Genomic DNA, 22,546 nt, shown 5'->3' with positions numbered 1-22,546 from the left:
ACAATTCTTGCCAGTGAATACCAAGTCAGAAAAGAATGTTATTTTGTTGGCAAAACACTGTCTGAAGGTTATAAAATGCCTTCTTTTTTTGTGTCTTTTACTATAAAAAGTGTAAAATGGAATATAAGCATTACTTAGGAGGATATTAATATGAATTGGTTAGAACTAGCAGAATCCAAAAAGGCAGATATCATAGCAGAATTGCAAAGATTAATACAAATTCCAAGTGTGATGGATGAAAAAGCAGGTAGTGATGAAATGCCTTTTGGACCTAAACCGTTGGAGGCTCTTCTCCACATGTTGAACGAAGGTGAGCAAGAAGGATTTATCACAAAAAATGTAGATAATATGGCTGGACATATTGAAATGGGTGAAGGCGAAGATATATTAGGAATCCTTTGTCATGTTGACGTCGTGCCAGAAGGTAAAAATTGGATGTATCCACCGTTTGAAGGTGTTGTAGCTGACGATAGAGTGTATGGCCGTGGTGCTATAGATGATAAAGGTCCAACTATTGCTGCATGGATGGCCATGAAATTAGTAAAAGAAGCAGGGATTAAGCTATCCAAAAAAGTCCGTCTCATTATTGGGACAGATGAAGAAAGTGGATTCCGTTGTATGGATAGATATTTTGCAAAAGAAGCAATGCCTCAGATGGGATTTGCACCGGATGCTGATTTCCCAATTATTAATGCAGAAAAAGGAATCGCGAGTTTGATCTTTACACAAACTGGTTCTGCTGATACAGAAACGATTCAGTTTTTCCAAGCAGGTAACCGTACAAATATGGTGCCAGATGAAGCATTCGCAGTTATCTACGGTGGTCTCCATATGATTAAAGAAAAGTTCCAAACATTTGCAGCTGAATTTAATGTTGAGGGAGAAGTCACACAAGAAGGCCCTATGGTTAAAGTGCTTGTTTTTGGTAAATCTGCACATGCAATGGAGCCAGATGATGGGATTAATGCAGGTATACTATTGGCTAAATTTTTACAAAATATTAATCTTACTCCACATTCCAAAGCTTTCGTTAACTTTTTAGTAAATTCATTTGGAGAAGATAGTAGAGGGCATGCCCTGGCACTCAATTTCACAGATGAGCTTTCAGGAGATACGACCTTAAATCCTGGTGTTATTCACTATGCCCCTGCACAAGGATCTTGTACGCAAGTAAGTTTGCGTTATTCTGTAAGCTATCCTTTTGACGAACAATTAAGTGCCTGCAGAGAAGTACTTAGTGGTTCAGGCATTACTTTGGATTTAAGTACTAATTCTAAGCCTCATTATGTCGATAAAGAAGATATACTTATTAAATCTTTACAAAAAGTATATGAAAGACATACCGGTGAAAAAGCAGAGTTATTATCTATCGGTGGCGGCACGTATGCAAGAGTATTAGAAAAAGGGGTAGCATTTGGTATGGTGTTCCCTGGCAGAAAAGATGTAGCACATCAAGTGGATGAATATGTAGATATCGAAGATTTAATAAAAGCAACTGCTATTTATGCAGATGCAATAGTTGAACTTGCTGGAAGCTCAAATTCGGAGGGAGAATGAACATGGTAAAAGTATTATGGAATGATCAATTTGTACAAGAAGAAGACGTGAAAATTGGATTCGAAGATCGTGGTTATCAATTTGGAGATGGAATTTATGAAGTGATCAAAATATACAACGGCGATATGTTCACAGCTAAAGAGCATATTGATCGACTATATGCGAGTGCAGACAAGATTCAACTAGTTATTCCATATACAAAAGACGTGATGCATAAAATGTTACACGAACTTATTGAAATGAATGAACTTCAAGATGGTCAAGTGTATCTTCAAGTTACCCGAGGAACAAGCATGCGTCAGCATAATTTTCCAGTTCCAGCAGTGGAATCTGTTCTAACAGCCTATACAAAAGAAACAACACGCCCACATACACAGTTAGAAAATGGAGTAAAAGCTTGCTTTGTAGAGGACGTTCGTTGGCTTAGATGTGATATCAAATCGTTAAATTTGTTAGGAAATGTTCTAGCAAAACAAGAAGCTGTTAGTAAAGACTGCTATGAGGCTGTACTACATCGTGGAGAAACAATTACAGAAGGTTCATCTTCTAATATGTATGGTATTAAAGATGGAGTTTTGTATACACATCCTGTTAGTAATTTAATACTTAACGGAATTACACGCCAAGTTATTTTGAATTGTTGTGAAGAAGTAGGACTGCCGGTAGTGGAAGAAGCATTTACAAAAGCGCAAGCATTAGAAATGGATGAAATGATTATGTCTTCTACGAATGCGGAAGTAATGCCAATCATTTCGATTGACGATAAAATAATTGGTACTGGAAAACGTGGCGAATGGGCTGAAAAGCTACAATTAGCTTTTGAAAAAAGAATTCCTACATCCGTTGAAGCATGAACAAGCATTGTTTTATCGCTATAAAAATCCCTAAGGAGTTAGCTGCTGCAATTATTCAGGAACGTGATAAAACCAATTTACACAGGACTCATAAAATCTTACCAGTTGCAGAAGATCTTCATATCACGCTCTATTATTTAGGGCATGTAGCAGATGGTATATTACAGCAAATAATTCATTCGCTAAATCGTTTAGAGTGGGAATCGTTCGAATTGAAAACAAGTGGAGTAGCTCATTTTGGTAATGAAGCTACCCCGCGTGTTGTATATACGTCATTAGAAAAAAGCGATTCTTTACAATTATTGCAGCAAAAAATTGTGCAACTGTTAAGTAACTTTATAGAGGTACAGAAAACAAACGATTTCACTGCTCATATTACAATGGCAAAAAAATGGGCTTCTTTGGAGTTGCTAAATTTAAAAGCGTTCAACTTATCTGATGTAGTCTTTGACGTATTAAGTTTCTCCATTTTTACCGTTAATGTGAATCGGTCTCCGCGTTATGAAGAAATATGCACAGTTAAGTGGAGGAGGGGTGAAAATAATGGCCCAACTAGTTAAATTACAAGATTATGTTTCCCGTTATCAAGTAGATTTAAAAAGATACCCAACGCAGTTTGTACGTTTAAAAAAACAACAGTGGGATCGTACAAAGGAAGAGTGGGAAAGAGGTTCTTTTACTTCTGAGTGGATTGAAAAGGAAGATGAAGTAGTTGTAGAATACAAGAAAAAATCACTTTTCTCGATTCTGTTTCCAAAAAGCAAGAAAGAAATAGTAGAAGACTTAGACTGGGAAAATAAAGAGTTGACGGAAGAGATTCCAGTATCAGAAGAATCTACTACGTTGCTTTTTGAACCTAAACTAGTTTATAAACCTCAAACAAAAGAAGAGTTAAAACGTATGTATCTAGATCAGCTGTTTCACTTTCAATTAAAATGGGCAAGTTCCACTTTACGTGAAAAGTCTTATGTAGATCCAAAATATATGCGTGACACACTACTGAGGGATTTTACACTGAAACTACCAGATAATTATTTTGTCTTTTATTATCCAATCTTGAAGCTAAAAAAGGCTCCAATAGAGCTAGATATCATACTTATACTTCCTACTGAAGTTGTTTGTATTGTAGTACTTGAGGGCAAAAATTCCGATGCTTTTATAGGGAGTGGGGAACGATTCTGGCTTAAGAAAAGTGGGAAAGATGAAAAGAAAATATTAAATCCTACGATTAATCTAAATCGAATGGAATCGATATTAGGACGAATTTTCCAACAGCAGGACGTAGAATTGCCGATAAAAAAAGTAATTCTTTCAAGAAATGGTTATATTGATTATCCGGGGAATTCGTTTAATACAGAATTTGTCGATACGAGAAAGTTTCCTGAATGGTTTCTTTCATTGAAATCTTCACATTCTCCGATGAAGCATATGCAATTTAAAGCAGCCCAGGCGATATTAGATCTAGTACAAACCACTTCATATTCTAGATCTAGTTGGGATATAGGTAATGAGGAAACCAATGAATAATATTGTCTTTATCGTAAATGAGCACGCAGGGAATGGTTTAGGCAAGAAGGTGTGGAGGAAATGGAGAGAAACAATCGATTTTCCTCACACAGTTTATATGACGGAAAGAGAAGATCACGCCACCGAAATAGCCAAAAAATGCGCCGAATCAATGGATGATTTGCTTTTAGTTGGAGTTGGTGGTGATGGTACTATTCACGAAATTATTTTGGGTATAGTTGGTTTTGAGCATGTTCGAGTTGGAATAATCTCGGCTGGGAGTGGAAACGACTTTGGACGAACTTTTTATGTTTTTCATACATTGAAAGACCTCAAGGAAGTCGCACATAGTAATTCCCACACCAAGATGGATATTGGAACAGTAAACACTCCAAAATCGGAATACAAATTTGTTAATAATGCCGGATTTGGTTTTGATGCAAAAGTTGTTTACCTTGCAAATTATTCTGTTTGGAAAAGCAGGCTGAACCTTTTTAGGCTAGGTAAACTTGCATACATATTATTTCTTATAAAAGAGTTACTAACGTTTAAAACGTTTTCTTTTACCTTACATAATAAAGATGAAGTCACTCGATATGATGATGTTTGGTTTTTTGTAATTTGTAATCAGCCTTTTTTTGGAGGTGGAATGAAAATCTCTCCTGATTCCATTCCTAATGATCAATTACTTGAGATGACAGTAGTAAGCAAATTATCAAGATGGAAATTGTTATTTATTTTTGGTACAGTATTCTTTGGAAAACATACTAAATTTAAAGAGGTAAAACAGTATCAATCATCAGATTTTAATATGGTTATTCATGATGAAGTGTATGGCCATGTGGATGGTGAGTTTTCATGTATAACAGAAAAAGATATAGCTTATTCATGTTCAATAGAAGCACATGCATGGAATTTAGCAAACCGTTAAAGAAAGAGGAGTTTGAATAATGAGGTTAAGACATAAACCATGGGCAGAGGATTTTATAAATGCTCATCCGGAAATAGTTATCCCAAATCCAGAAGAAGTTAAAGGGAAATGGGCAGAAGTATTTAAGAATAACAATCCATTGCATATTGAAGTAGGTTCAGGAAAAGGGCAGTTTGTAACAGGAATGGCAAAGCAAAATCCCGATATCAATTATATTGGCATAGAGTTATATGACAGTGTGATAGTGTCAGCGCTAGAAAATGCGATTGCCGCTCAGCCATTACCTAATCTACGATTATTGAAAGTAAACGGATCTGATCTTGCAAAGTATTTTGAAAAAAATGACGTAGACCGTGTATACCTAAATTTCTCAGATCCATGGCCAAAAACTAGGCATGCGAAACGACGTTTAACACATGCAGAGTTTTTAGAACTATACAAATCGATTCTAGTAGATCATGCTGAAATCCATTTCAAAACAGATAATCGAGGTTTATTTGAGTATTCATTAACGAGTATGTCAGCTTTTGGAATGCTTATCAAAGAGGTCTCTCTCGATTTGCATGTTAATATGCCGGAAGATAATATTATGACGGAATATGAAGAAAAGTTTTCTGCAAAAGGTCAACCAATATACCGAGTTGAAGCAAAATACGTGTAACTTTAGTGAGTGGAAATGCTAGTTAGCTCGATAAATGTATACACCGAGGAATATTTGAAAAGGGGCGTGGGAGAATGGACAAGTTTCAATTTCACGAAATGTCATTTACATGGTTAAAGGGAGGAACAACTTTTATGGACGGGGGTGCCATGTTTGGAGTTGTTCCAAAACCATTATGGGAAAAGAAATATCCTGTCAATGAGAAAAATCAAATTGAACTGCCATCGGATCCATTACTCATCCAATATAAGGGGCAAAACATTTTAATGGAATCAGGTCTTGGCTACCGGAAAATGACGGAGAAGCAATTGCGAAACTACGGTGTTACCGATCAATCTCAAGTGGAAGATAATCTTGTAGAATTAGGATTATTGCCAGAAGACATCCATATTGTTATGATGACTCATCTTCACTTCGATCACGCCTGTGGTTTAACAAAATGGGATGAAAACCGAATTGTTTCCACTTTTCCAAATGCTAAAATTTATGTATCCGATGTGGAATGGAATGAAATGAAAAATCCTAACATTCGCTCTAAAAACACATATTGGAAAGAAAATTGGGAGCCAATAGAAGACCAAGTGATACCATTTACAAATTCTCTTAAAATAGTAGAGGGAATTGAGATGATTCACACGGGAGGCCATAGTGACGGCCATAGTATTGTTGTATTCAAGCAGCAGGAGGATACTGTCATACATATGGCAGATCTAATGCCTACCCATGCTCACCAAAACCCACTGTGGGTGCTTGCATATGATGATTATCCGATGACTTCAGTGTTTGCAAAAGAAAAATGGGTCAAACAAGCACTTCAACAAAATTATTGGTTCAGCTTTTATCACGATGCTTTCTATCGAATGATCAAATGGTCCGAAGATGGAAAAGAAATAGTAGATTTAGTTGAGAGAAGTAGATAAAAAGAAAAGTTCAATTACCTATTTCAGCCCCGATAATCACTTGGTAGATTTTAAGTTAAGGCGTCCTTTGACTTTTCTGAAATCTTGAGTGACTCAGACACAGTTCTAGCGTTGGACAGATAAAAAGCGAGGGCCTTGACGATGTCAGCCCTCGTTATTTTTGTGGAAAATTTACTCTTTTCCAACTAACTCCCCAAAAATTCCAACTAAACTATATTAGATGACAAAAAAATGGTTGATCATGAGAAAATCATGACCAACCATCCACTTTTAAATTTAAATTTTCACCAATTCTACGACGGATCCTGTTTTTGCATCTGCTGCGAACTCAAATTGCTCAATTTCCCCTTCTTTCACTCGAGAAATTCCGCCTTTATATACATTCATACTTATTGCTTCTTTTTGAAACTTCTCAGGGGTCATATATATCCAGGATCCATCGATTGGACCCTCTTTTTTGAATGAGCTTTTAATTTCATTTAATACTAATTCTGCTGAACGATTGAAATCCATTTGTTTCGTGGCTTGGCTGGCTATAACACCAATTACAATTCCAGTTCCAAGTCCCATCATGTAATCCTTTAATTTCATCAGTATTCCTCCTCATCGTATTTTTTTTAGTGTATCATACATCCTCGTTCCGATTAAATTTTTCGGTTTACGAAGTTTTATTGTAGTAAACGAACCCAACTTTTATTACAATAGAGGGGAAGATAATTTTCTACACAGCTTTAGGAGGCTTTTTTAATGAATGCAGAAACGCGCTCGCTCTTTAAAACATTGACAGAACTACCAGGAGCACCTGGGAATGAATATGCTGTACGTGCCTTTATGCGAAATGAACTGACTAAATATTCAGATGAAATTGTTCAAGATAATTTAGGCGGTATATTTGGTCTTAAAAAAGGTGATGAAAATGGACCGAAAATTTTAGTTGCGGGCCATATGGATGAAGTAGGATTTATGGTGTCTGGGATCACAGATAATGGAATGATTCGTTTTCAACCTCTAGGTGGTTGGTGGAGCCAGGTTTTACTTGCACAACGAGTGGAAGTTGTTACTAAGACTCAAACAGTTCCAGGAGTAATCGGTTCTATTCCTCCCCATTTGTTAAGTGATGAACTTCGTAGCAAACCGATGGATATAAAAAATATGCTAATAGATGTTGGAGCAGACGATAAAGAGGATGCTCTACGAATGGGTATAAAGCCTGGTGATCAAATCTTACCTGTTTGTTCGTTTACACCTATGGCGAATGATAAAAAAATAATGGCTAAAGCCTGGGACAATCGTTATGGTTGTGGATTGGCTATTGAACTTTTGAAAGAAGTGCAAAACGAGAAACTTCCGAACATGCTATATTCCGGTGCAAATGTAATGGAAGAAGTAGGTCTTCGTGGTGCACAAGCATCTGCGAATATGATTAATCCAGACTTATTCTTTGCTTTGGATGCGAGTCCTGCAAATGATGCATCTGGAAACAAAAATGAGTTTGGACAACTAGGAAAAGGAACACTTTTACGAATTTTCGATCGTACAATGGTGACACACCGTGGAATGCGTGAGTTCGTATTAGATACTGCAGAAACACATAATATTCCATATCAATATTTCATCTCACAAGGGGGTACTGATGCGGGACGCGTTCATACTTCGAATGAAGGTATTCCTAGTGCAGTAATTGGTATTTGTTCACGATATATTCATACCTCTGCATCTATCATCCACACAGATGACTATGCTGCAGCCAAAGAGCTTATTGTGAAACTAGTTAAATCATGTGACCGTACTACTTTAGAGACAATTAAATCGAATGTATAAGTAGTGGAGTGACTATGTTACTCTATACTTTTAAAAAGATGCCTTCCGGGGCATCTTTTTAACTAGAAAGGAATATTATTGCATGAGAATATTAATAGGTACGCATAATAGAGCTAAAACAAAAGCAGTTCAAACTATTACTAGTATATATTATCCAGAGGCAAATTATGAAAACAAAGAAGTTCCATCACTAGTGTCCGATCAACCGATGGGTCAGGAAGAGACTAGGCAAGGTGCTATTAACCGAGCAAAGCAGTTAATAGATGAGCTAATGGAAGATTCAGACACACTATTTGGTATAGGTTTAGAAGGCGGCGTACAAGAAATAGATGGTCAATTGTATATTTGTAATTGGGGGGCATTGGCGACGCCTGCCGGTGACGTATTTACTGCTACAGGAGCTGGTGTACCCCTACCAGGGGAAATAGCTGAACAATTACGAGGCGGTGCCGAACTTGGACCTGTAATGGACGTCTATACTAATAAGAAAGGTATACGTCACGATGAAGGTGCCATTGGTGTCTTCTCCAATGGACTTGTTAATAGAAGTGCAATGTTCGAGCATATAATGTTATTATTGATTGGGCAATTTGAATTTACTAATAAGCCCAAGTAGTTGCAACTGTAGGGAATCATCGATAAAATATATAGCAGTTATCACTGAATGGAGGAAAGAGAATGACCCGAATTTGGATGCGATTATTGATCGCGTCATTAGCTGTCATTTTATTAGCAGGATGCTCTTCTTTGGAAGAACAAACTTCAGATGGACTTGAGAACGCAAAAGTAGCTTTTCAAGGCGACGCAGAAAAACCAAATGAAAAAGTAAATGATATTAATATTTTTATACCTAGTGGTTTTTCGATAGAAGAAGAATCTAATGAAACAAATATTATTCTTTCTAAAGGAAAAGAATCATTTATACTCTTTATTAATCCAAATGAATTACCTAGTAGTCAACTATACTATGATTTGATGACATCTGATAAAAATTTAAAAGTATTAGAAGAAAAAACATTTGAGCAAAATGGACGATTTGGATTTGCTGCAATTATTGAAAATAGTGAAGAAAAGTATGAACTTATAACGAGCATTGGTGGCATCAAACTAACAACTATTTCTGACCAACAAGATGTTGCGAAAAATTTAGAAAAAATGATGCTTATCGTTCGTTCCATTTCAACAAACTAGAGGAGTGGTACATATGGAAAACCTAGCTTCAGTAGAACAATTCAAAGAGATAAAACAGCAAGGAAAAGTTGTATTTAAATTCACAGCTGATTGGTGTCCAGATTGTCATTTCATCGATCCATTTATGGGAGAGATAGAAGAAAAATTTGCAGATATTACATTTATTTCTGTAGATCGTGATCAGTTCATAGACTTATGTATCGAGCTTGATATATTTGGTATCCCTAGTTTTCTAGCATATGAAAATGGCGAAGAAAAAGGTCGGTTTGTTAGTAAAGACCGTAAAACTAGAGAAGAAATTGAATCATTTCTTCAATCGATTTAACCCCATCCAAACGGTTCACCTAGTGGACCGTTTTGTTTATTCTGAAGTAGTAGGACTGCCACCCCAAAGGATAGCCAAACATGCCCTAGTGGCAGTTCAACTTCTGGGGGAAACCTGTATGGTTCCGTTTTTCAACAGGATAAGTAACCCGACGGCTTGAAGTTTCACTTTGAAAGGACTAGATAATAAATGAAAGCACTTGAACTTGTAAGGCATTTAAAAACAAAGCTTTCCGAAGATATATACACGTATGATTATAATAGAGAAACAAACAAGCTACGCTTGACTCATAAAGAAATAGGAAAGGGAATTGAGATTTCAATCCCTCCGATTTTAGCTAAATATGAAATGAAAAAAGAAGTGGCGATTAACGAGGTTGTATATACAATAAACGAAACATTCCAAGCGATGGAAAAAGAGATGGCCGGTGAAATAGATCCATCATTGTCCGTGTATCCCGTTATCCGCTCCACTTCCTTTCCACTTAAATCGAATGAAGGTAACCGTTTTATAACGAAAGATCATACAGCAGAAACACGCGTATACTATGCAGTCGATCTTGGTAAGACTTACCGTTTACTAGATGAAAAAATGTTGTTGGAGTGGAAAGTCAGAGAAACGGAAGTAAGGGAACGAGCACTCTTCCAAGTGAGAAAATTAGAAAATCATTATAAAATAGATGAGGTAGCAGGTAATACTTTTTATTTCTTTAATAATAACGATGGATATGATGCAAGTCGTATATTGAACGAATCGCTATTAAAAGATATGAAAAAACAAATTACTGGAGATATGACTATTTCTGTACCCCATCAAGATGTTATGATAATTGGTGATATAAGAAATGAAACAGGTTACGATGTTCTAGCGCAAATGACGATGCATTTCTTCACGGTTGGAACAGTGCCTATTACTTCATTATCTTTCATCTACGAAAACGGAGATTTAGAGCCTATATTCATCATGGCGAAAAATCGAGTATCAAAGGAGAACGAGGAAAAATGAATATTTTTTACAACAAACCTGGAGTTGGAGATGTACTATTAATCCAACTAACACCTGAAAAAACAGAAAAAGTTATTACGGAAACTAATGGTGATGTTACACAAGTAAAAGATGCAACAACAAATGAAGTACTGGCTATAAACATTTTTGAATTTAGCAAATACAAAGAGCTAGATGTTCAAGGTAATATATCTTTAACTGCAGAATTAATCGAAACCGTGCAAAAAACATTAGAGAAAAACGGTGTTTCTTATACATTAGAAGCAGATCTATCTCCTAAGTTTGTGGTAGGCCTTGTAGATTCATTGGAACAACATCCAAATGCGGACAAGTTAAAAGTATGCCAAGTAAATGTTGGTGAATCGACTTTACAAATTGTATGTGGTGCTCCGAATGTAGAAGCAGGTCAAAAAGTAGTAGTAGCTAAAGTTGGAGCAATTATGCCTTCAGGTATGGTTATTAAGGATGCTGAACTTAGAGGTGTAGCTTCAAGTGGAATGCTATGTTCTGCAAGAGAATTGGCTATTCCGAATGCACCTGAAGTAAAAGGGATTTTAATCCTAGATGAGCAAAAAGAAGTTGGAAGTGAATTTATAGTATAAAGAAATGACAAGCATGCCTTTAAGGTGTGCTTTTTTGATGAAAAGAAAATTATAAAACTCTGGACCCAAAACTATCTGTAATTGAATCTTTTCCAGACTCCAGTGTCGTCCAGGAGGATATAGTACTTACGCTTTTGTTCCTAAAAAGAAACAAAGTGAGTGGAATATTTAACCATAAATTTTGCTATTCCGATACATAAGTGGCATATTCCCCTCGGATAAAATCCTAAAACACATGATTTTTTTACCATTCTACCTTATAAATACAGACGAAACCTATTATTATTGGTAGAATAAGAGGTATCTTTTAGAAAGAGTGATGAATTTGAATTGGTTAAAAAAATTATTTGCCTCAGATGAGAAAGAATATGAAGAGGAATACAAAGAGAAGCAACAAACGTTAGATCCTACAAAGAAAAAAACTCCTTTTCGTTTCCCATTGATATCAGACGAAGAAAAAAATGAAACTGTATATGGATATCCAAAGGAAGAGCAAATAGGTGAAAATTATAAAGAAGAGGCTCCAGTTGAAGAGCAAATATATAAACCTCTATATACACAAGATCTTTGGAAACAACGAGCACAGAAACCTACTATCGTTCACCGAGCAGAGAAGAAGATAGTGGAGGAAAAAGTAGTAGCTGATACTCCTCCTGTAATTCGAAAGAAAAGAGCATTCACGCCTACAGAAGTACCATCACCAGTTTATGGATTTTCAAGAGCAAACCTAAATAAAAAAGTGGAAGAAAAAGAACAAAGAACGGAAACGATAAATCCGAACGTATTAAATAATGCTCAAGCTATTACGCCTGGTCCAGAACTGAGCGAAGTAAAAGAGCAAGTCCTTGTAGCAGATGTAAACAGACAAAATATGCAAGTAACTGAGGCAGTAAACGAGGATGTACAAGTAATAGAGTTAGTAGAAAATATTATTGAAGAAGCAGCAGTGAAACCATTTGAAGAATTATCGCCTGTTACAGAACTAGGCGAAAACCCCCAAGTGGATGTTTTAGAACAGGATTTGCAAATAATAGAGGTAGTAAACGAAGATATACAAATAGCTGAAATAGTAGACGAGTTGGAGCAAGTGAATGAGCTTGTTGAAGCTGTACAAGCAGAGGTAGCAGTGACTGAAATACCTGAAATAACACATGCTCCAATGCAAACTACGGATATTTTAGCAACAGAAAAACCTGTCAAAGAAAAGATTAGACCATTTAATGTATTAATGCTGAAATCAGATAAAAGTAAAATGAATAGAATAGATACTATGAACAAATTATCTCCGATAGCACAGAAAGCGGTTCCTGTAACAAAGTCAATTATTCAGCAGGAGCAAAAAGAAATAAAAGAAAATGTTCCAATAGGTGAGCAAGAAGTTGAAACCTTAAAGGAACAGGAGCAAAAAGCGAAACAATCAAATTATGTGAGACCATCTATTAGTCATTTACTACCTCCCGAAATGAATGTAGAGGATAGAGAATGGATGGAGGAGCAAGCTTTTACATTAATAGATGCTTTGTCCCATTTCCAAGTAACAGGTGAGATTGTTCAAATGGTACAGGGACCAGCGGTTACTCAATTTGAAATAACGGTTGGTCAAGGAACAAAGGTAAGTAAAATACGCAATCTAGCAGATGATCTAAAACTTGCGTTAGCAGCGAAAGATATTCGTATTCAAGCACCCATTCCAGGAAAGAGTTCCATAGGAATAGAAATCCCGAATAGAAAGTCTCGAGCAGTGCGCTTATCGGAAGTGATAAATACAGATACATTTTTAAAATCCGATTCACCTCTAGAAGCGGCATTGGGATTGGATCTAACAGGTAAGCCAGTGACATTGGATCTTCGGAAAATGCCCCATGGACTCATAGCTGGAGCAACCGGATCTGGGAAATCTGTATTTATTAATTCATTATTAGTAAGTCTATTGTATAAAGCGACGCCTGATGAAGTAAAATTACTATTAATCGATCCTAAAATGGTAGAACTTGCACCTTTCAATCATATACCTCATCTTGTAAGCCCAGTTATTACGGATGTAAAAGCTGCAACAGCTGCATTGAAATGGGCAGTGGAGGAAATGGAAAGACGTTATCAGCTGTTTGCTCATATCGGCGTTCGCGATATATCTAGGTATAATACGCTGGCTACGGAGAAGAGACAGTTTGCACAAAAACTTCCTTATATTGTTATTGTCATCGATGAGCTTGCAGATTTAATGATGATGGCGCCAACGGAAGTAGAGGATGCTATTTGTCGAATTGCACAAAAAGCAAGGGCATGTGGAATACACTTAGTATTAGCAACACAGCGTCCTTCTGTTGACGTTATTACTGGACTGATTAAAGCAAATATCCCTACACGAATTGCGTTTTCTGTTTCATCACAAATCGATTCTCGTACTATTTTGGATCAGCAAGGGGCAGAACGTTTACTAGGTAAGGGAGATATGCTTTATCAAGGAAATGGTATGTCTAGCCCTGTACGAATCCAAGGTACGTATGTCTCTGATGATGAGATTGAAAGTGTTATTGAATATGCGAGGAGTCAAGGGAATCCTGATTATTTGTTTGAGCAAGAGGAACTTCTACAAAAAGAAATTACTTCTGAGCAGGATGAATTATTTGAAGAGGCTTGCCGTTTTATCGTAGAACAGGGCACAGCATCTACGTCGTTGCTACAACGTAAGTTTCATCTAGGATATAACCGTGCAGCCCGATTAATAGATGCAATGTATGAAAATGGATATATTACAGAACAAAAAGGAAGTAAAGCAAGAGACGTATTATTAACAAGTGAAACATTAGAGGGAATATTTGGTTAAAATTATTTTTTAAGTATTATAAGAAATAGTGATATAATTATAAATACGTCTAAAAAGACGCATGAATTATATAATGTATATGAGTGGGGCTAATCCCAGGAGGTTTATACGTATGACAAAGTACCATTTTACAGGCATTAAAGGGTCTGGAATGAGTCCATTAGCGCAAATTTTGCATGATACTGGCTATGAAGTTCAAGGTTCTGATATTGAAAAATACTTCTTTACTGAAAAACCATTACACGAGCGGAATATAGAGATTTTATTGTTTGATGAATCCAATATTCAGGAGGGCATGACTGTTATTGCAGGAAATGCATTTCCTGACAGTCATCCAGAGTTAGTCAAAGCTAGAGAACTTGGCTTGGAAATCATTCGTTACCATGACTTCTTAGGCAATTATATGAGTCAGTTTACATCTATAGCAATTACCGGCGCTCATGGAAAAACGTCGACTACAGGATTGTTATCGCATGTATTGAGCGGACACGAACCGACATCTTATTTAATAGGTGATGGTACAGGAAAAGGTATGCTAAATGCATCTAACTTTGTGTTTGAAGCTTGTGAATATCGACGTCATTTTTTAGCCTATAATCCGGATTATGCAATAATGACAAATGTTGATTTTGATCATCCTGATTATTTCCAAGATATTGATGATGTATTCCAGGCATTTCAATCTATGGCGATGCAAGTGAAAAAAGGCATCTTTGCATGTGGAGATGATAAATACTTGCAACAAATAAAATCAGAAGTTCCTGTAGTCTACTACGGTTTTGGAGAACATAATGATTTTGCAGCTCGCAATATTGAAATAACGCCGGAAGGTACATCTTTTGATGTATTTGTTCGTAACGAATATTATGATCGCTTCGCAATTCCCTTGTTTGGAGATCATACTATTCTAAATGCCCTTGCAGTTATCTCTCTCTGCCAATATGAAGGTGTCCCTGCAGATACTATACAAAAAGGCTTAGAGTCGTTTGAAGGGGTTAAAAGAAGGTTTACGGAGACAGTCGTAGGTAATGATATTATCATTGATGATTATGCTCATCACCCGACAGAAATAAGAGCAACAATTCAATCTGCTAGACAAAAGTATCCAAATCATCAAGTTATTGCGATTTTCCAACCACATACTTTCACAAGAACACAAAAGTTTTTACAAGAATTCAGTGAGAGTTTGAGCTTGGCAGATCGGGTTTATCTATGTGATATTTTTGGTTCTGCAAGAGAGAACGCAGGGAATTTAACCATCGAAACGCTTGGAGATATTATTGAAGGAAGTCATATCCTGACAGAAGAAAATGTAGAAGAATTAAAGACAAATGAACATTCTGTTTTCTTATTTATGGGAGCAGGCGACGTACAGAAGTATCAACAAGCTTTTGAAAAAAAGTTAAATAAATAAGAAAAAGCTTAATCCGATGAGGATTAAGCTTTTTTTTGAAGGATATTTAAAAGAAACGTAGTATAGTATAGGTAGGAAGTTTAATTTGATTTGAATAGGGTAAAAATGTAATAAGACATACAAGTTTCTAGGAGGATGGACAATGGAAAATCTTTTATACATAGCAGCTATTATAGCCGCTGTTGCATTTCTAATCTTATGTATTAGTTTGGCAATGACATTATTTTCAGTTAAAAAGACGCTAAATAATGTAGCAGACACGTTAGATGGATTAGAAACAAATCTGCAGAATATGACGAAAGAAACAGCGGAACTACTTCATAAAACAAATAACTTAGCAGAAGACATTCAAGTTAAATCTGAGAAGCTGAACACAGTAGTAGATGCAGTAAAAAATGTAGGTAGTTCAGTTAATGGATTTAATCATTCTATCCAACGCTTAACAACTTCCGTAACAACTGAAGTGGAGAAGAATGAAGAAAAGATAGCGCAAGTAGTGCAATGGAGTAACGTTTTCTTAGGTGTTCGCGACAAATGGAAAGAACGCAAAGCATTAGAACGTGCTGGGTATTATACCTATGAAAACGATCAAAATAAACCACAATAATCGGAGGAATTTACATGACAAATCAAAAACAGACTAAACCTAACTACAATGAAGCAACTTATAATCATGAATACTATGCAAACCAACCTTCTTATAATCAGCAAGGAAATTCAAATTATCCGCCAGTACCTTACTATAATAGCGATGATATTTATCGTGATGAAGAAGTAAATGGTAAGGACTTTATCATCGGTGTTTTAATCGGTGGTATTATCGGTGCAACAACGGCATTATTATTAGCACCTAAAACGGGAACAGAGCTTCGTGGAAATCTTTCCACTCAAGCTAATCAGCTTAAAGATAAAACCATCGATCTTTCATCAACTGCAAAAGAAAAAACAACACAACTTTCTAAGCAAATTCAAGAACAATCTGGACAATTGGTTGATAAAGTAAAAGCTATTAAACCAAGTGCTTCTTCACCTCTTGATGATGGTACTGCTTCTTCTGAGGGAGAAGAGCCAATGGAATTTATGGAAACGATCTCTCATACAACTGAGGAGTTAACAGAACAAGAAGAAAATGCAACTGCAGTAGCAGAGGCTATCAAAGAAGCTGTTGCCGAATCAGATAAAAAGTAATCGAATAAAATAAATATCAAAGGAAGCACTGCATCTAGCAGTGCTTTTTTTGTTTTTAAAAAAATAAGAGGGAATTTCCTGTTCCTATAGAATTTAAGTAAGAGATAGGCAATTACGCTGCTTTAAAAACGTCATTGATTGCATATAGAAAAAAGGGAGAAATATTTTGTGATTTTTGTAGAACATGAGGAGGACAATTATGAAGGCAATTATATTTGATTTTGATGGAACATTGGCTAATACTTTACCTATTTGTTTTTATGCTTTTCAAAATGTGTTTAAAAAGTTTGATAATAAGGATATTTCTTCCGATGGTATAAAGGATATGTTTGGTCCTTCTGAAACAGGTATTATAAGAAATAATTTGTCTAGTGCAAATAAGGAAGAGGCTATTGAATATTACTACGAAACGTATTCTGAGCATCATAATAGATTAGTAGAGACTAATCTTGAAATTCTAGAATTGCTGAATTACTTGAAAAAGCTAGATATTAAAATAGGGATTTTTACTGGAAAGGCAAAAAGAAGTTTAGATATTTCTTTAAAAGAATTGAATATGGATGAATTATTCGATGTTATCATAACGGGGGATGATGTGATAAGTCCGAAGCCAGATTCAGAGGGGCTGATAAAAGCATTATCTATATTAGGAGTAAATAATTCGGATACAATTTACATAGGTGACAGTGATGCTGATATAGTTGCGGGGGTACAAGCTAATGTGTACACGATTGGGGTACAGTGGTTGTCAGAGTATCAAACATCTACATTTAGCGAACAACCCAACTTGATAATTAAAAGTATAAAAGAATTTAAAAGTTCCTTTAAGTTAGGTATCTTATGAGCAAACAATGGTTAGAGTGGGCAAAAAGAATACAAGCTTTGTCTCAGTCAGGGCTGGCATTTTCTAAAGATATATATGATATCGAACGTTATGAAGAATTACGTGAGATTAGTATAGAAATTATGAGAGAACATACAGAATTAGAAATGGATAAAATTAGGGGTTTATTTACAAGTGAAACTGGCTATCAAACTCCTAAAGTAGATGTACGGGGTGTGGTTTTTAAAAACAATCAAATTTTAATGGTAAGAGAAAATATAGATGATAAATGGGCATTACCAGGAGGCTTTTGTGATATAGGACTATCCCCATCTGAGAATGTGATGAAGGAAATAAAAGAGGAATCAGGCTTTGACGTACTACCAATAAGACTAATTGCTTTAATGGATAAAAATAAACATCCACATCCTCCTGAAGCTTATCATTATTATAAGATATTTATATTGTGTGAAATTATTGGGGGAAAACCTACTTTAGGAATTGAAACGAATAGTATTAACTTTTTTTCGGAACATAATTTACCGGAGCTTTCTACGAATAGAAATACGGAGTCACAGATTAAAACGCTCTTCGAGTTTCTGAGGAATCCACAAAAAGAAACGATATTAGATTAAGGTAAAGCTGGATTGATATTAATATTTCAGAGCAGAAGAGGTGACGCATGGAGAATGTAATACATAAAATAGCCAATTGGATAAGCGCGACGGATAAAAGAATTACTATTGGAATTTCAGGACATGGTGCATCTGGAAAGACAACACTTGCAAATAATCTTATAAAGGTTTTAGGACAGGACTGTGTAAATTATATTAATACGGACCCTTATATTATTGGATCACAACTTAGAAAATCTGCGTTGATAGATTATGAATATCATAACGAAACTCATCATGATAAAATGACAGCCTGTCACCCTTTTGCTCATAATATATTGGCTTTAGAGAGAGATATTCATATGATGAGAGATGGTTTAGATTTTTATACAATAGGTACGAATTATTCAACGAGCAAGTTACTTTCTTCGCAAAATAATATTAATATAGTCGAAGGGATGAGTGTTGCATTTACAGATCCTGCTCTATATGACCTAAAAGTGTATTTGTATACTGATGGAGAAACTGAGTTAACAAGAAGGGGTATCCGTGATATTTCTGAAAGAGGAACAGATATAAATTATTTAAGAAAATCTCATGAAATGCGTAGAATTCAATATGAATTATTCATGCATCCTTATCATCGGAATTTTGATGTCGTTTTAAAAAATTCCAATGAGGATTATTTTCTAGAAAAGGGTAATTTTGATGAACTTTTAAAGTGGTGATTATTCTAGTTGGAATTTTGAAGGGCTTAGTTGGAATAAACGGGACTGTAGTTGGAATTCTTGAGGCTCAAGTTGAAATAGGTAATTTTATACAAAATAAAAACGAGGACTGACTATGTCAGATGCTCGTTTTTTCATGCTTTTATGCAATTTAAAATTGTAGCCAATATCGAAGGGAGCTCTTATTCAAAGACAATCTCCAGTTGATCCCCACCGAATATTTCTTCATCGAAACGGGAAGGATTTCCATTTTTTAAGATTTGGAAGGAGCCAGCTTGTTCAGGCATAGTCCATTCTGTAAAGCGAAAAACGTCTTGAAAGATCCAAGGGGAACTATTTATATCTTGCCACTGAATTTTCGATTCGTTCGCAATAATATCCTTTGAGGACAATTGGACGTTATTTTTATGAACAACGGCGCAATCTCTGGAAAGCTCTAGCGTGTTATTTTGGAACGTAATTTTTATCTGATCTACCAGTTTTTTATCGAGTTGATTTGCCAGTTGTTCCAGTGTAGGTGAATTATGTGTTTCCATTTGTATAATATCATTCTCTTGTACAGAATAGGAAAGTTTTACTGGACTGCCATTTAGTGATAATTTGGTTGAAAATGGCGGGATAAAATGATTTTTATTATTTATCGTGACGGTGTATGGATGGAGCTGAGTCAAATAATTTTCTTTATGAATTGCATACAAAACTTGTTCAACAGTTTGTGGAGTCTCCACAGTAATTTTGTCATTTTCTTGCAACATAGTGTCTAAAGATACTTTCTTGCCATTTATTTGTACGGAAGGTTCTACTATATACATAACTCCTTGGAATGTTATAGATTTAATAGTAGCATCATCTAAAAGATCTCGAACTGTGGCCATTCCTTCTTTTCCATCGATGCCCTCCAATAGTTCAATCTTATCGTTATTTTGAATAGATGATTTTGTATTGGCTTCTATACCATTCAGTTGAATAACGGCAGGTTTTCCATGCTCTCCGGGAATATGAATAACTTGCCCATTCACATGTACTGATAGGGCCTCACCAGGCCTTCCATAGAGTTTACGTGCAGAGATATTAGCGGCTAGTAAGGCATCGGCTATAGTCATTTCTTTGAGTTCAAATAACCGAACAATTTGATTGTTTACTTGTACAGACATATATTGGATTGGTGCACGCTTTGCAGCGATAGCAATACCAATAGGAGTCACCAATTCAGGTGTAATTGGGATATGATCTGCTTTCGTTAAGTTCTGAATGGCATCAATGCCACGAACAGCTACTCGATTGGCAGGTAAATTTAGTTTTTCAGCTAAAATACGAGGCAACGTTGGAGTCAAACTTCCTCCACCAACAAGCATTACCGCTTTCGTAGGTTTATTATTATTCAGTCGAAGGATTTCGTTTGAAATGGAACTAGCTAAAACCTCTATAGCTGGCTTTAGTGAGTCGACAACTTCTTCTTTTGGAATGTCTTGTTCGAAGCCTAAAATATCCTGTATTTGAATGAATTCTTCGGTATTGAGGGTTCTTTTTGCTTCTTCGGCTAATGGGAAGTCTAATAGGTAAATGTCACTTAAAGCCTCAGTAATTTCATCACCAGCCGTTGCAACCATTCCGTAGGCAACTACAGTTCCCAAATCTGTTATAGCAATATCGGATGTTCCTGCTCCAATATCGACTAATGCTACATTTAATCTTCTCATAGAAGGAGGGATCAACACATTAATCGCGGCAATTGGTTCCAGTGTCAATGCTTCCATTTCTAAGTTAGCTCGTTTTAATGCAGAAATAAGAGATTCTACAACAACCCGAGGTAGAAATGTAGCAATAACCTCTATAGATGCTTCGTTTCCTTGTTGATCAACTAGACTGCCTATTTCTTCTCCATCTAATCGATAATAGACAACACTGTAGCCTACACAATAATAATGATTGGTGTTTTTGTCCGTACTATTTTGAAGTAGGTTACTTTGTGCTTTTTGTACTGCTGATAACTCAAGTCGACTCATATCGTCTTCTGAGAAGATAGGTCTATTTTTAATATCCATTATGTCTTCAGCTTGCTCTGTTTTTAGTGCTCTACCAGCAGCAGCTACACTAACCTTTTCTAGCTTGCCATGCTTTTTTTCTAACTTTTCTTTGACAGACTGAATTATCTCAGCCACTTTTAAGACATTATGTATTTGACCGTCAACCATTGCTCTTTCCTTATGTTCTTCTACTAATATATCAACAACATGGAAAGACTCCCCATGCTCTTCTAAAATGATTCCCACTACTGACCTTGTCCCAATATCTAATGCAAATAATTTAGATGCCAAATTCCCACGTCCTTTTTTAGACAAATACTTTAACGAGTTGAATCGCTAAAATAAAATGCGTGACATTTTCTCATGCATTGATTATAATATGTCTTATATCTAAAAATGTATCACAATTTTCAGTCGTTATAAAGTACCGATGGAGAGAAGAGAGGAGAATTATCTATGAGTCATGTAGATTTAGACGCTTTACGCGCACGTGTTGATGAAATTAACGTAGAGATCTTACAGTTAATAAACGAAAGAACTGGTGTTATTCAAGAGATTGGTAAAGTAAAAGAAAAACAGGGTGTTAATAGATATGATCCTCTTCGTGAAAGACATATGCTAGATCACTTGAAAGAAAATAACGCTGGACCACTTCCACAATCAACTGTTGAGCATATTTTCAAAGAAATTTTCAAAACTGCATTGGAAATACAAGTAGATGATCAAAAGAAAGCACTTCTTGTGTCTCGTAAAAGAAAACCTGAGAGTACGATCGTTAATATTAATGGAGAACTTATTGGAACAGGTACACCATCGTTTGTATTTGGACCATGTTCAGTTGAGTCCTATACACAAGTGGCAGAGGTAGCAGCAGCTATCCAATCTAAAGGATTGAAGCTAATCCGTGGTGGAGCATATAAGCCACGTACTTCTCCGTATGATTTCCAAGGTCTAGGATTAGAAGGACTAAAAATCTTAAAACAAATTTCAAAAGAATTTGGCTTGTCTACAGTTTCTGAGATTGTAACGCCAAGTCATTTAGACGAAGCATTAGACTATATTGATGTAGTTCAAATCGGTGCTCGTAATATGCAAAACTTTGAATTATTAAAAGCAGTAGGCTCTATCAATAAACCAGTCCTATTAAAACGAGGAATGGCTGCTACATTGGATGAATTCATCCATGCAGCTGAATATATAATGTCTCAAGGTAATGACCAGATTATTTTATGTGAACGTGGTATTCGAACGTATGAACGTGCGACAAGAAACACGTTAGATATATCTGCGGTGCCAATATTGAAACAGGAAACACATTTACCAGTATTTGTAGATGTAACACATTCAACGGGTCGTCGTGATATACTTCTACCTGCTGCTAAAGCCGCAATTGCTATTGGTGCTGACGGGGTAATGGCAGAAGTTCATCCAGATCCAGCTGTTGCTTTATCGGACGCGGCTCAACAAATGAACTTACAACAATTTGATGAGTTTTATGATTCTGTACAGAAATTCTTGAAAAATCATGAGATCCACGCATAGATAGTGAAAA

Annotated in this window: 23 protein-coding genes; 21 read left to right on the top strand and 2 right to left on the bottom strand. The window is 35.9% G+C overall.

The genetic code is table 11. The features are described 5' to 3' along the window. Window positions 1-150 precede the first annotated feature (150 nt). The 7 genes from pepV to MKX39_RS12595 all read left to right on the top strand — a co-directional run bounded on the left by pepV (window position 151) and on the right by MKX39_RS12595 (window position 6,429). On the top strand, window positions 151-1,557 hold the full coding sequence (pepV, locus tag MKX39_RS12625) for a dipeptidase PepV (protein WP_340769748.1): 1,407 nt from the start codon (window positions 151-153) through the stop codon (window positions 1,555-1,557). A 2-nt stretch (window positions 1,558-1,559) separates the two neighbouring features. Beyond that, window positions 1,560-2,411 carry a D-amino-acid transaminase gene (gene dat / locus MKX39_RS12620; protein WP_340769747.1) on the top strand — a complete coding sequence of 284 codons (852 nt, stop codon included), beginning with the start codon at window positions 1,560-1,562 and terminating at the stop codon, window positions 2,409-2,411. Beyond that, window positions 2,408-2,971, top strand: coding sequence for an RNA 2',3'-cyclic phosphodiesterase (gene thpR, locus MKX39_RS12615; protein WP_340769746.1), 564 nt, complete (start codon window positions 2,408-2,410; stop codon window positions 2,969-2,971). The genes dat and thpR overlap by 4 nt, the downstream gene beginning before the upstream one ends. Next, window positions 2,955-3,938, top strand: a complete 984-nt coding sequence (locus tag MKX39_RS12610; RefSeq protein WP_340769745.1) for a nuclease-related domain-containing protein — start codon at window positions 2,955-2,957, stop codon at window positions 3,936-3,938. Before thpR ends, MKX39_RS12610 begins: the two co-directional genes overlap by 17 nt. Beyond that, window positions 3,931-4,848 carry a diacylglycerol/lipid kinase family protein gene (locus MKX39_RS12605; protein ID WP_340769744.1) on the top strand — a complete coding sequence of 306 codons (918 nt, stop codon included), beginning with the start codon at window positions 3,931-3,933 and terminating at the stop codon, window positions 4,846-4,848. Before MKX39_RS12610 ends, MKX39_RS12605 begins: the two co-directional genes overlap by 8 nt. Before the next feature lie 19 nt (window positions 4,849-4,867). Next, window positions 4,868-5,509 (top strand): tRNA (guanosine(46)-N7)-methyltransferase TrmB, encoded by a 642-nt coding sequence (trmB, locus tag MKX39_RS12600; RefSeq protein ID WP_340769743.1) that lies wholly within the window; start codon window positions 4,868-4,870, stop codon window positions 5,507-5,509. 74 nt (window positions 5,510-5,583) lie between these two features. Beyond that, a complete protein-coding gene (locus MKX39_RS12595) occupies window positions 5,584-6,429 on the top strand; it encodes a YtnP family quorum-quenching lactonase (protein WP_340762971.1) in 846 nt (281 codons plus the stop codon). A gap of 276 nt (window positions 6,430-6,705) precedes the next feature. On the opposite strand, the gene MKX39_RS12590 is transcribed toward MKX39_RS12595, so the two are convergent. Then, complete coding sequence (locus tag MKX39_RS12590) at window positions 6,706-7,020, bottom strand: hypothetical protein (RefSeq protein WP_093536828.1); 315 nt, start codon at window positions 7,018-7,020, stop codon at window positions 6,706-6,708. Between the two features lie 156 nt (window positions 7,021-7,176). Here MKX39_RS12590 and MKX39_RS12585 point away from each other — a divergent pair, with 156 nt between their 5' ends. The 13 genes from MKX39_RS12585 to MKX39_RS12525 all read left to right on the top strand — a co-directional run bounded on the left by MKX39_RS12585 (window position 7,177) and on the right by MKX39_RS12525 (window position 18,967). Next, complete coding sequence (locus MKX39_RS12585; RefSeq protein ID WP_093536829.1) at window positions 7,177-8,250, top strand: M42 family metallopeptidase; 1,074 nt, start codon at window positions 7,177-7,179, stop codon at window positions 8,248-8,250. Between the two features lie 82 nt (window positions 8,251-8,332). Further along, window positions 8,333-8,866 (top strand): DUF84 family protein, encoded by a 534-nt coding sequence (locus MKX39_RS12580; protein WP_340769742.1) that lies wholly within the window; start codon window positions 8,333-8,335, stop codon window positions 8,864-8,866. 62 nt (window positions 8,867-8,928) lie between these two features. Beyond that, window positions 8,929-9,441 carry a hypothetical protein gene (locus MKX39_RS12575; RefSeq protein WP_093536831.1) on the top strand — a complete coding sequence of 171 codons (513 nt, stop codon included), beginning with the start codon at window positions 8,929-8,931 and terminating at the stop codon, window positions 9,439-9,441. A gap of 13 nt (window positions 9,442-9,454) precedes the next feature. Continuing rightward, a complete protein-coding gene (locus MKX39_RS12570; RefSeq protein ID WP_093536832.1) occupies window positions 9,455-9,766 on the top strand; it encodes a thioredoxin family protein in 312 nt (103 codons plus the stop codon). A gap of 189 nt (window positions 9,767-9,955) precedes the next feature. Beyond that, window positions 9,956-10,771, top strand: a complete 816-nt coding sequence (locus tag MKX39_RS12565; protein ID WP_093536833.1) for a DUF1444 family protein — start codon at window positions 9,956-9,958, stop codon at window positions 10,769-10,771. Further along, window positions 10,768-11,373: a YtpR family tRNA-binding protein gene (ytpR, locus tag MKX39_RS12560; protein ID WP_340762967.1), complete on the top strand. Its 606-nt coding sequence runs from the start codon at window positions 10,768-10,770 to the stop codon at window positions 11,371-11,373. The genes MKX39_RS12565 and ytpR overlap by 4 nt, the downstream gene beginning before the upstream one ends. Window positions 11,374-11,698: 325 nt before the next feature. After that, window positions 11,699-14,200: a DNA translocase FtsK gene (locus tag MKX39_RS12555; RefSeq protein WP_340769741.1), complete on the top strand. Its 2,502-nt coding sequence runs from the start codon at window positions 11,699-11,701 to the stop codon at window positions 14,198-14,200. A gap of 112 nt (window positions 14,201-14,312) precedes the next feature. Beyond that, a complete protein-coding gene (murC, locus tag MKX39_RS12550) occupies window positions 14,313-15,614 on the top strand; it encodes a UDP-N-acetylmuramate--L-alanine ligase (RefSeq protein ID WP_340769740.1) in 1,302 nt (433 codons plus the stop codon). Window positions 15,615-15,756: 142 nt separating this feature from the next. Then, window positions 15,757-16,221 carry a DUF948 domain-containing protein gene (locus tag MKX39_RS12545; protein WP_093536837.1) on the top strand — a complete coding sequence of 155 codons (465 nt, stop codon included), beginning with the start codon at window positions 15,757-15,759 and terminating at the stop codon, window positions 16,219-16,221. 14 nt (window positions 16,222-16,235) lie between these two features. Beyond that, on the top strand, window positions 16,236-16,802 hold the full coding sequence (locus tag MKX39_RS12540) for a YtxH domain-containing protein (RefSeq protein ID WP_340762965.1): 567 nt from the start codon (window positions 16,236-16,238) through the stop codon (window positions 16,800-16,802). A 196-nt stretch (window positions 16,803-16,998) separates the two neighbouring features. Beyond that, window positions 16,999-17,646 carry an HAD family hydrolase gene (locus tag MKX39_RS12535; RefSeq protein ID WP_340771442.1) on the top strand — a complete coding sequence of 216 codons (648 nt, stop codon included), beginning with the start codon at window positions 16,999-17,001 and terminating at the stop codon, window positions 17,644-17,646. Beyond that, entirely contained in the window at window positions 17,643-18,260 is a 618-nt protein-coding gene (locus MKX39_RS12530) for an NUDIX hydrolase (protein WP_340769739.1), read from the top strand. The genes MKX39_RS12535 and MKX39_RS12530 overlap by 4 nt, the downstream gene beginning before the upstream one ends. 47 nt (window positions 18,261-18,307) lie before the next feature. Next, complete coding sequence (locus MKX39_RS12525; protein ID WP_340769738.1) at window positions 18,308-18,967, top strand: uridine kinase family protein; 660 nt, start codon at window positions 18,308-18,310, stop codon at window positions 18,965-18,967. 182 nt (window positions 18,968-19,149) lie between these two features. On the opposite strand, the gene pilM is transcribed toward MKX39_RS12525, so the two are convergent. Next, window positions 19,150-21,285, bottom strand: a complete 2,136-nt coding sequence (gene pilM, locus MKX39_RS12520) for a pilus assembly protein PilM (RefSeq protein WP_340769737.1) — start codon at window positions 21,283-21,285, stop codon at window positions 19,150-19,152. Window positions 21,286-21,450: 165 nt separating this feature from the next. Here pilM and MKX39_RS12515 point away from each other — a divergent pair, with 165 nt between their 5' ends. Further along, window positions 21,451-22,536: a bifunctional 3-deoxy-7-phosphoheptulonate synthase/chorismate mutase gene (locus tag MKX39_RS12515; protein WP_093536848.1), complete on the top strand. Its 1,086-nt coding sequence runs from the start codon at window positions 21,451-21,453 to the stop codon at window positions 22,534-22,536. The last annotated feature ends 10 nt before the right edge of the window (window positions 22,537-22,546 follow it).

Source organism: Psychrobacillus sp. FSL K6-1464, assembly GCF_038003145.1.
In the GTDB taxonomy this organism is placed as follows: domain Bacteria; phylum Bacillota; class Bacilli; order Bacillales_A; family Planococcaceae; genus Psychrobacillus; species Psychrobacillus psychrotolerans.
The sequence above is the reverse complement of the archived record's forward strand: the minus strand, read 5'-3'. Positions and strand labels throughout refer to the sequence as shown.

Coding starts and splice junctions, on each gene's coding strand:
- MKX39_RS12575 (WP_093536831.1), top strand. CDS start 8,929: ATGACCCGAATTTGGATGCGATTATTGATCGCGTCATTAGCTGTCATT.
- MKX39_RS12570 (WP_093536832.1), top strand. CDS start 9,455: ATGGAAAACCTAGCTTCAGTAGAACAATTCAAAGAGATAAAACAGCAA.
- MKX39_RS12595 (WP_340762971.1), top strand. CDS start 5,584: ATGGACAAGTTTCAATTTCACGAAATGTCATTTACATGGTTAAAGGGA.
- MKX39_RS12545 (WP_093536837.1), top strand. CDS start 15,757: ATGGAAAATCTTTTATACATAGCAGCTATTATAGCCGCTGTTGCATTT.
- MKX39_RS12530 (WP_340769739.1), top strand. CDS start 17,643: ATGAGCAAACAATGGTTAGAGTGGGCAAAAAGAATACAAGCTTTGTCT.
- trmB (WP_340769743.1), top strand. CDS start 4,868: ATGAGGTTAAGACATAAACCATGGGCAGAGGATTTTATAAATGCTCAT.
- MKX39_RS12580 (WP_340769742.1), top strand. CDS start 8,333: ATGAGAATATTAATAGGTACGCATAATAGAGCTAAAACAAAAGCAGTT.
- MKX39_RS12585 (WP_093536829.1), top strand. CDS start 7,177: ATGAATGCAGAAACGCGCTCGCTCTTTAAAACATTGACAGAACTACCA.
- pepV (WP_340769748.1), top strand. CDS start 151: ATGAATTGGTTAGAACTAGCAGAATCCAAAAAGGCAGATATCATAGCA.
- MKX39_RS12610 (WP_340769745.1), top strand. CDS start 2,955: ATGGCCCAACTAGTTAAATTACAAGATTATGTTTCCCGTTATCAAGTA.
- dat (WP_340769747.1), top strand. CDS start 1,560: ATGGTAAAAGTATTATGGAATGATCAATTTGTACAAGAAGAAGACGTG.
- MKX39_RS12605 (WP_340769744.1), top strand. CDS start 3,931: ATGAATAATATTGTCTTTATCGTAAATGAGCACGCAGGGAATGGTTTA.
- MKX39_RS12525 (WP_340769738.1), top strand. CDS start 18,308: ATGGAGAATGTAATACATAAAATAGCCAATTGGATAAGCGCGACGGAT.
- thpR (WP_340769746.1), top strand. CDS start 2,408: ATGAACAAGCATTGTTTTATCGCTATAAAAATCCCTAAGGAGTTAGCT.
- murC (WP_340769740.1), top strand. CDS start 14,313: ATGACAAAGTACCATTTTACAGGCATTAAAGGGTCTGGAATGAGTCCA.
- MKX39_RS12590 (WP_093536828.1), bottom strand. CDS start 7,020: ATGAAATTAAAGGATTACATGATGGGACTTGGAACTGGAATTGTAATT.
- MKX39_RS12565 (WP_093536833.1), top strand. CDS start 9,956: ATGAAAGCACTTGAACTTGTAAGGCATTTAAAAACAAAGCTTTCCGAA.
- MKX39_RS12515 (WP_093536848.1), top strand. CDS start 21,451: ATGAGTCATGTAGATTTAGACGCTTTACGCGCACGTGTTGATGAAATT.
- MKX39_RS12540 (WP_340762965.1), top strand. CDS start 16,236: ATGACAAATCAAAAACAGACTAAACCTAACTACAATGAAGCAACTTAT.
- ytpR (WP_340762967.1), top strand. CDS start 10,768: ATGAATATTTTTTACAACAAACCTGGAGTTGGAGATGTACTATTAATC.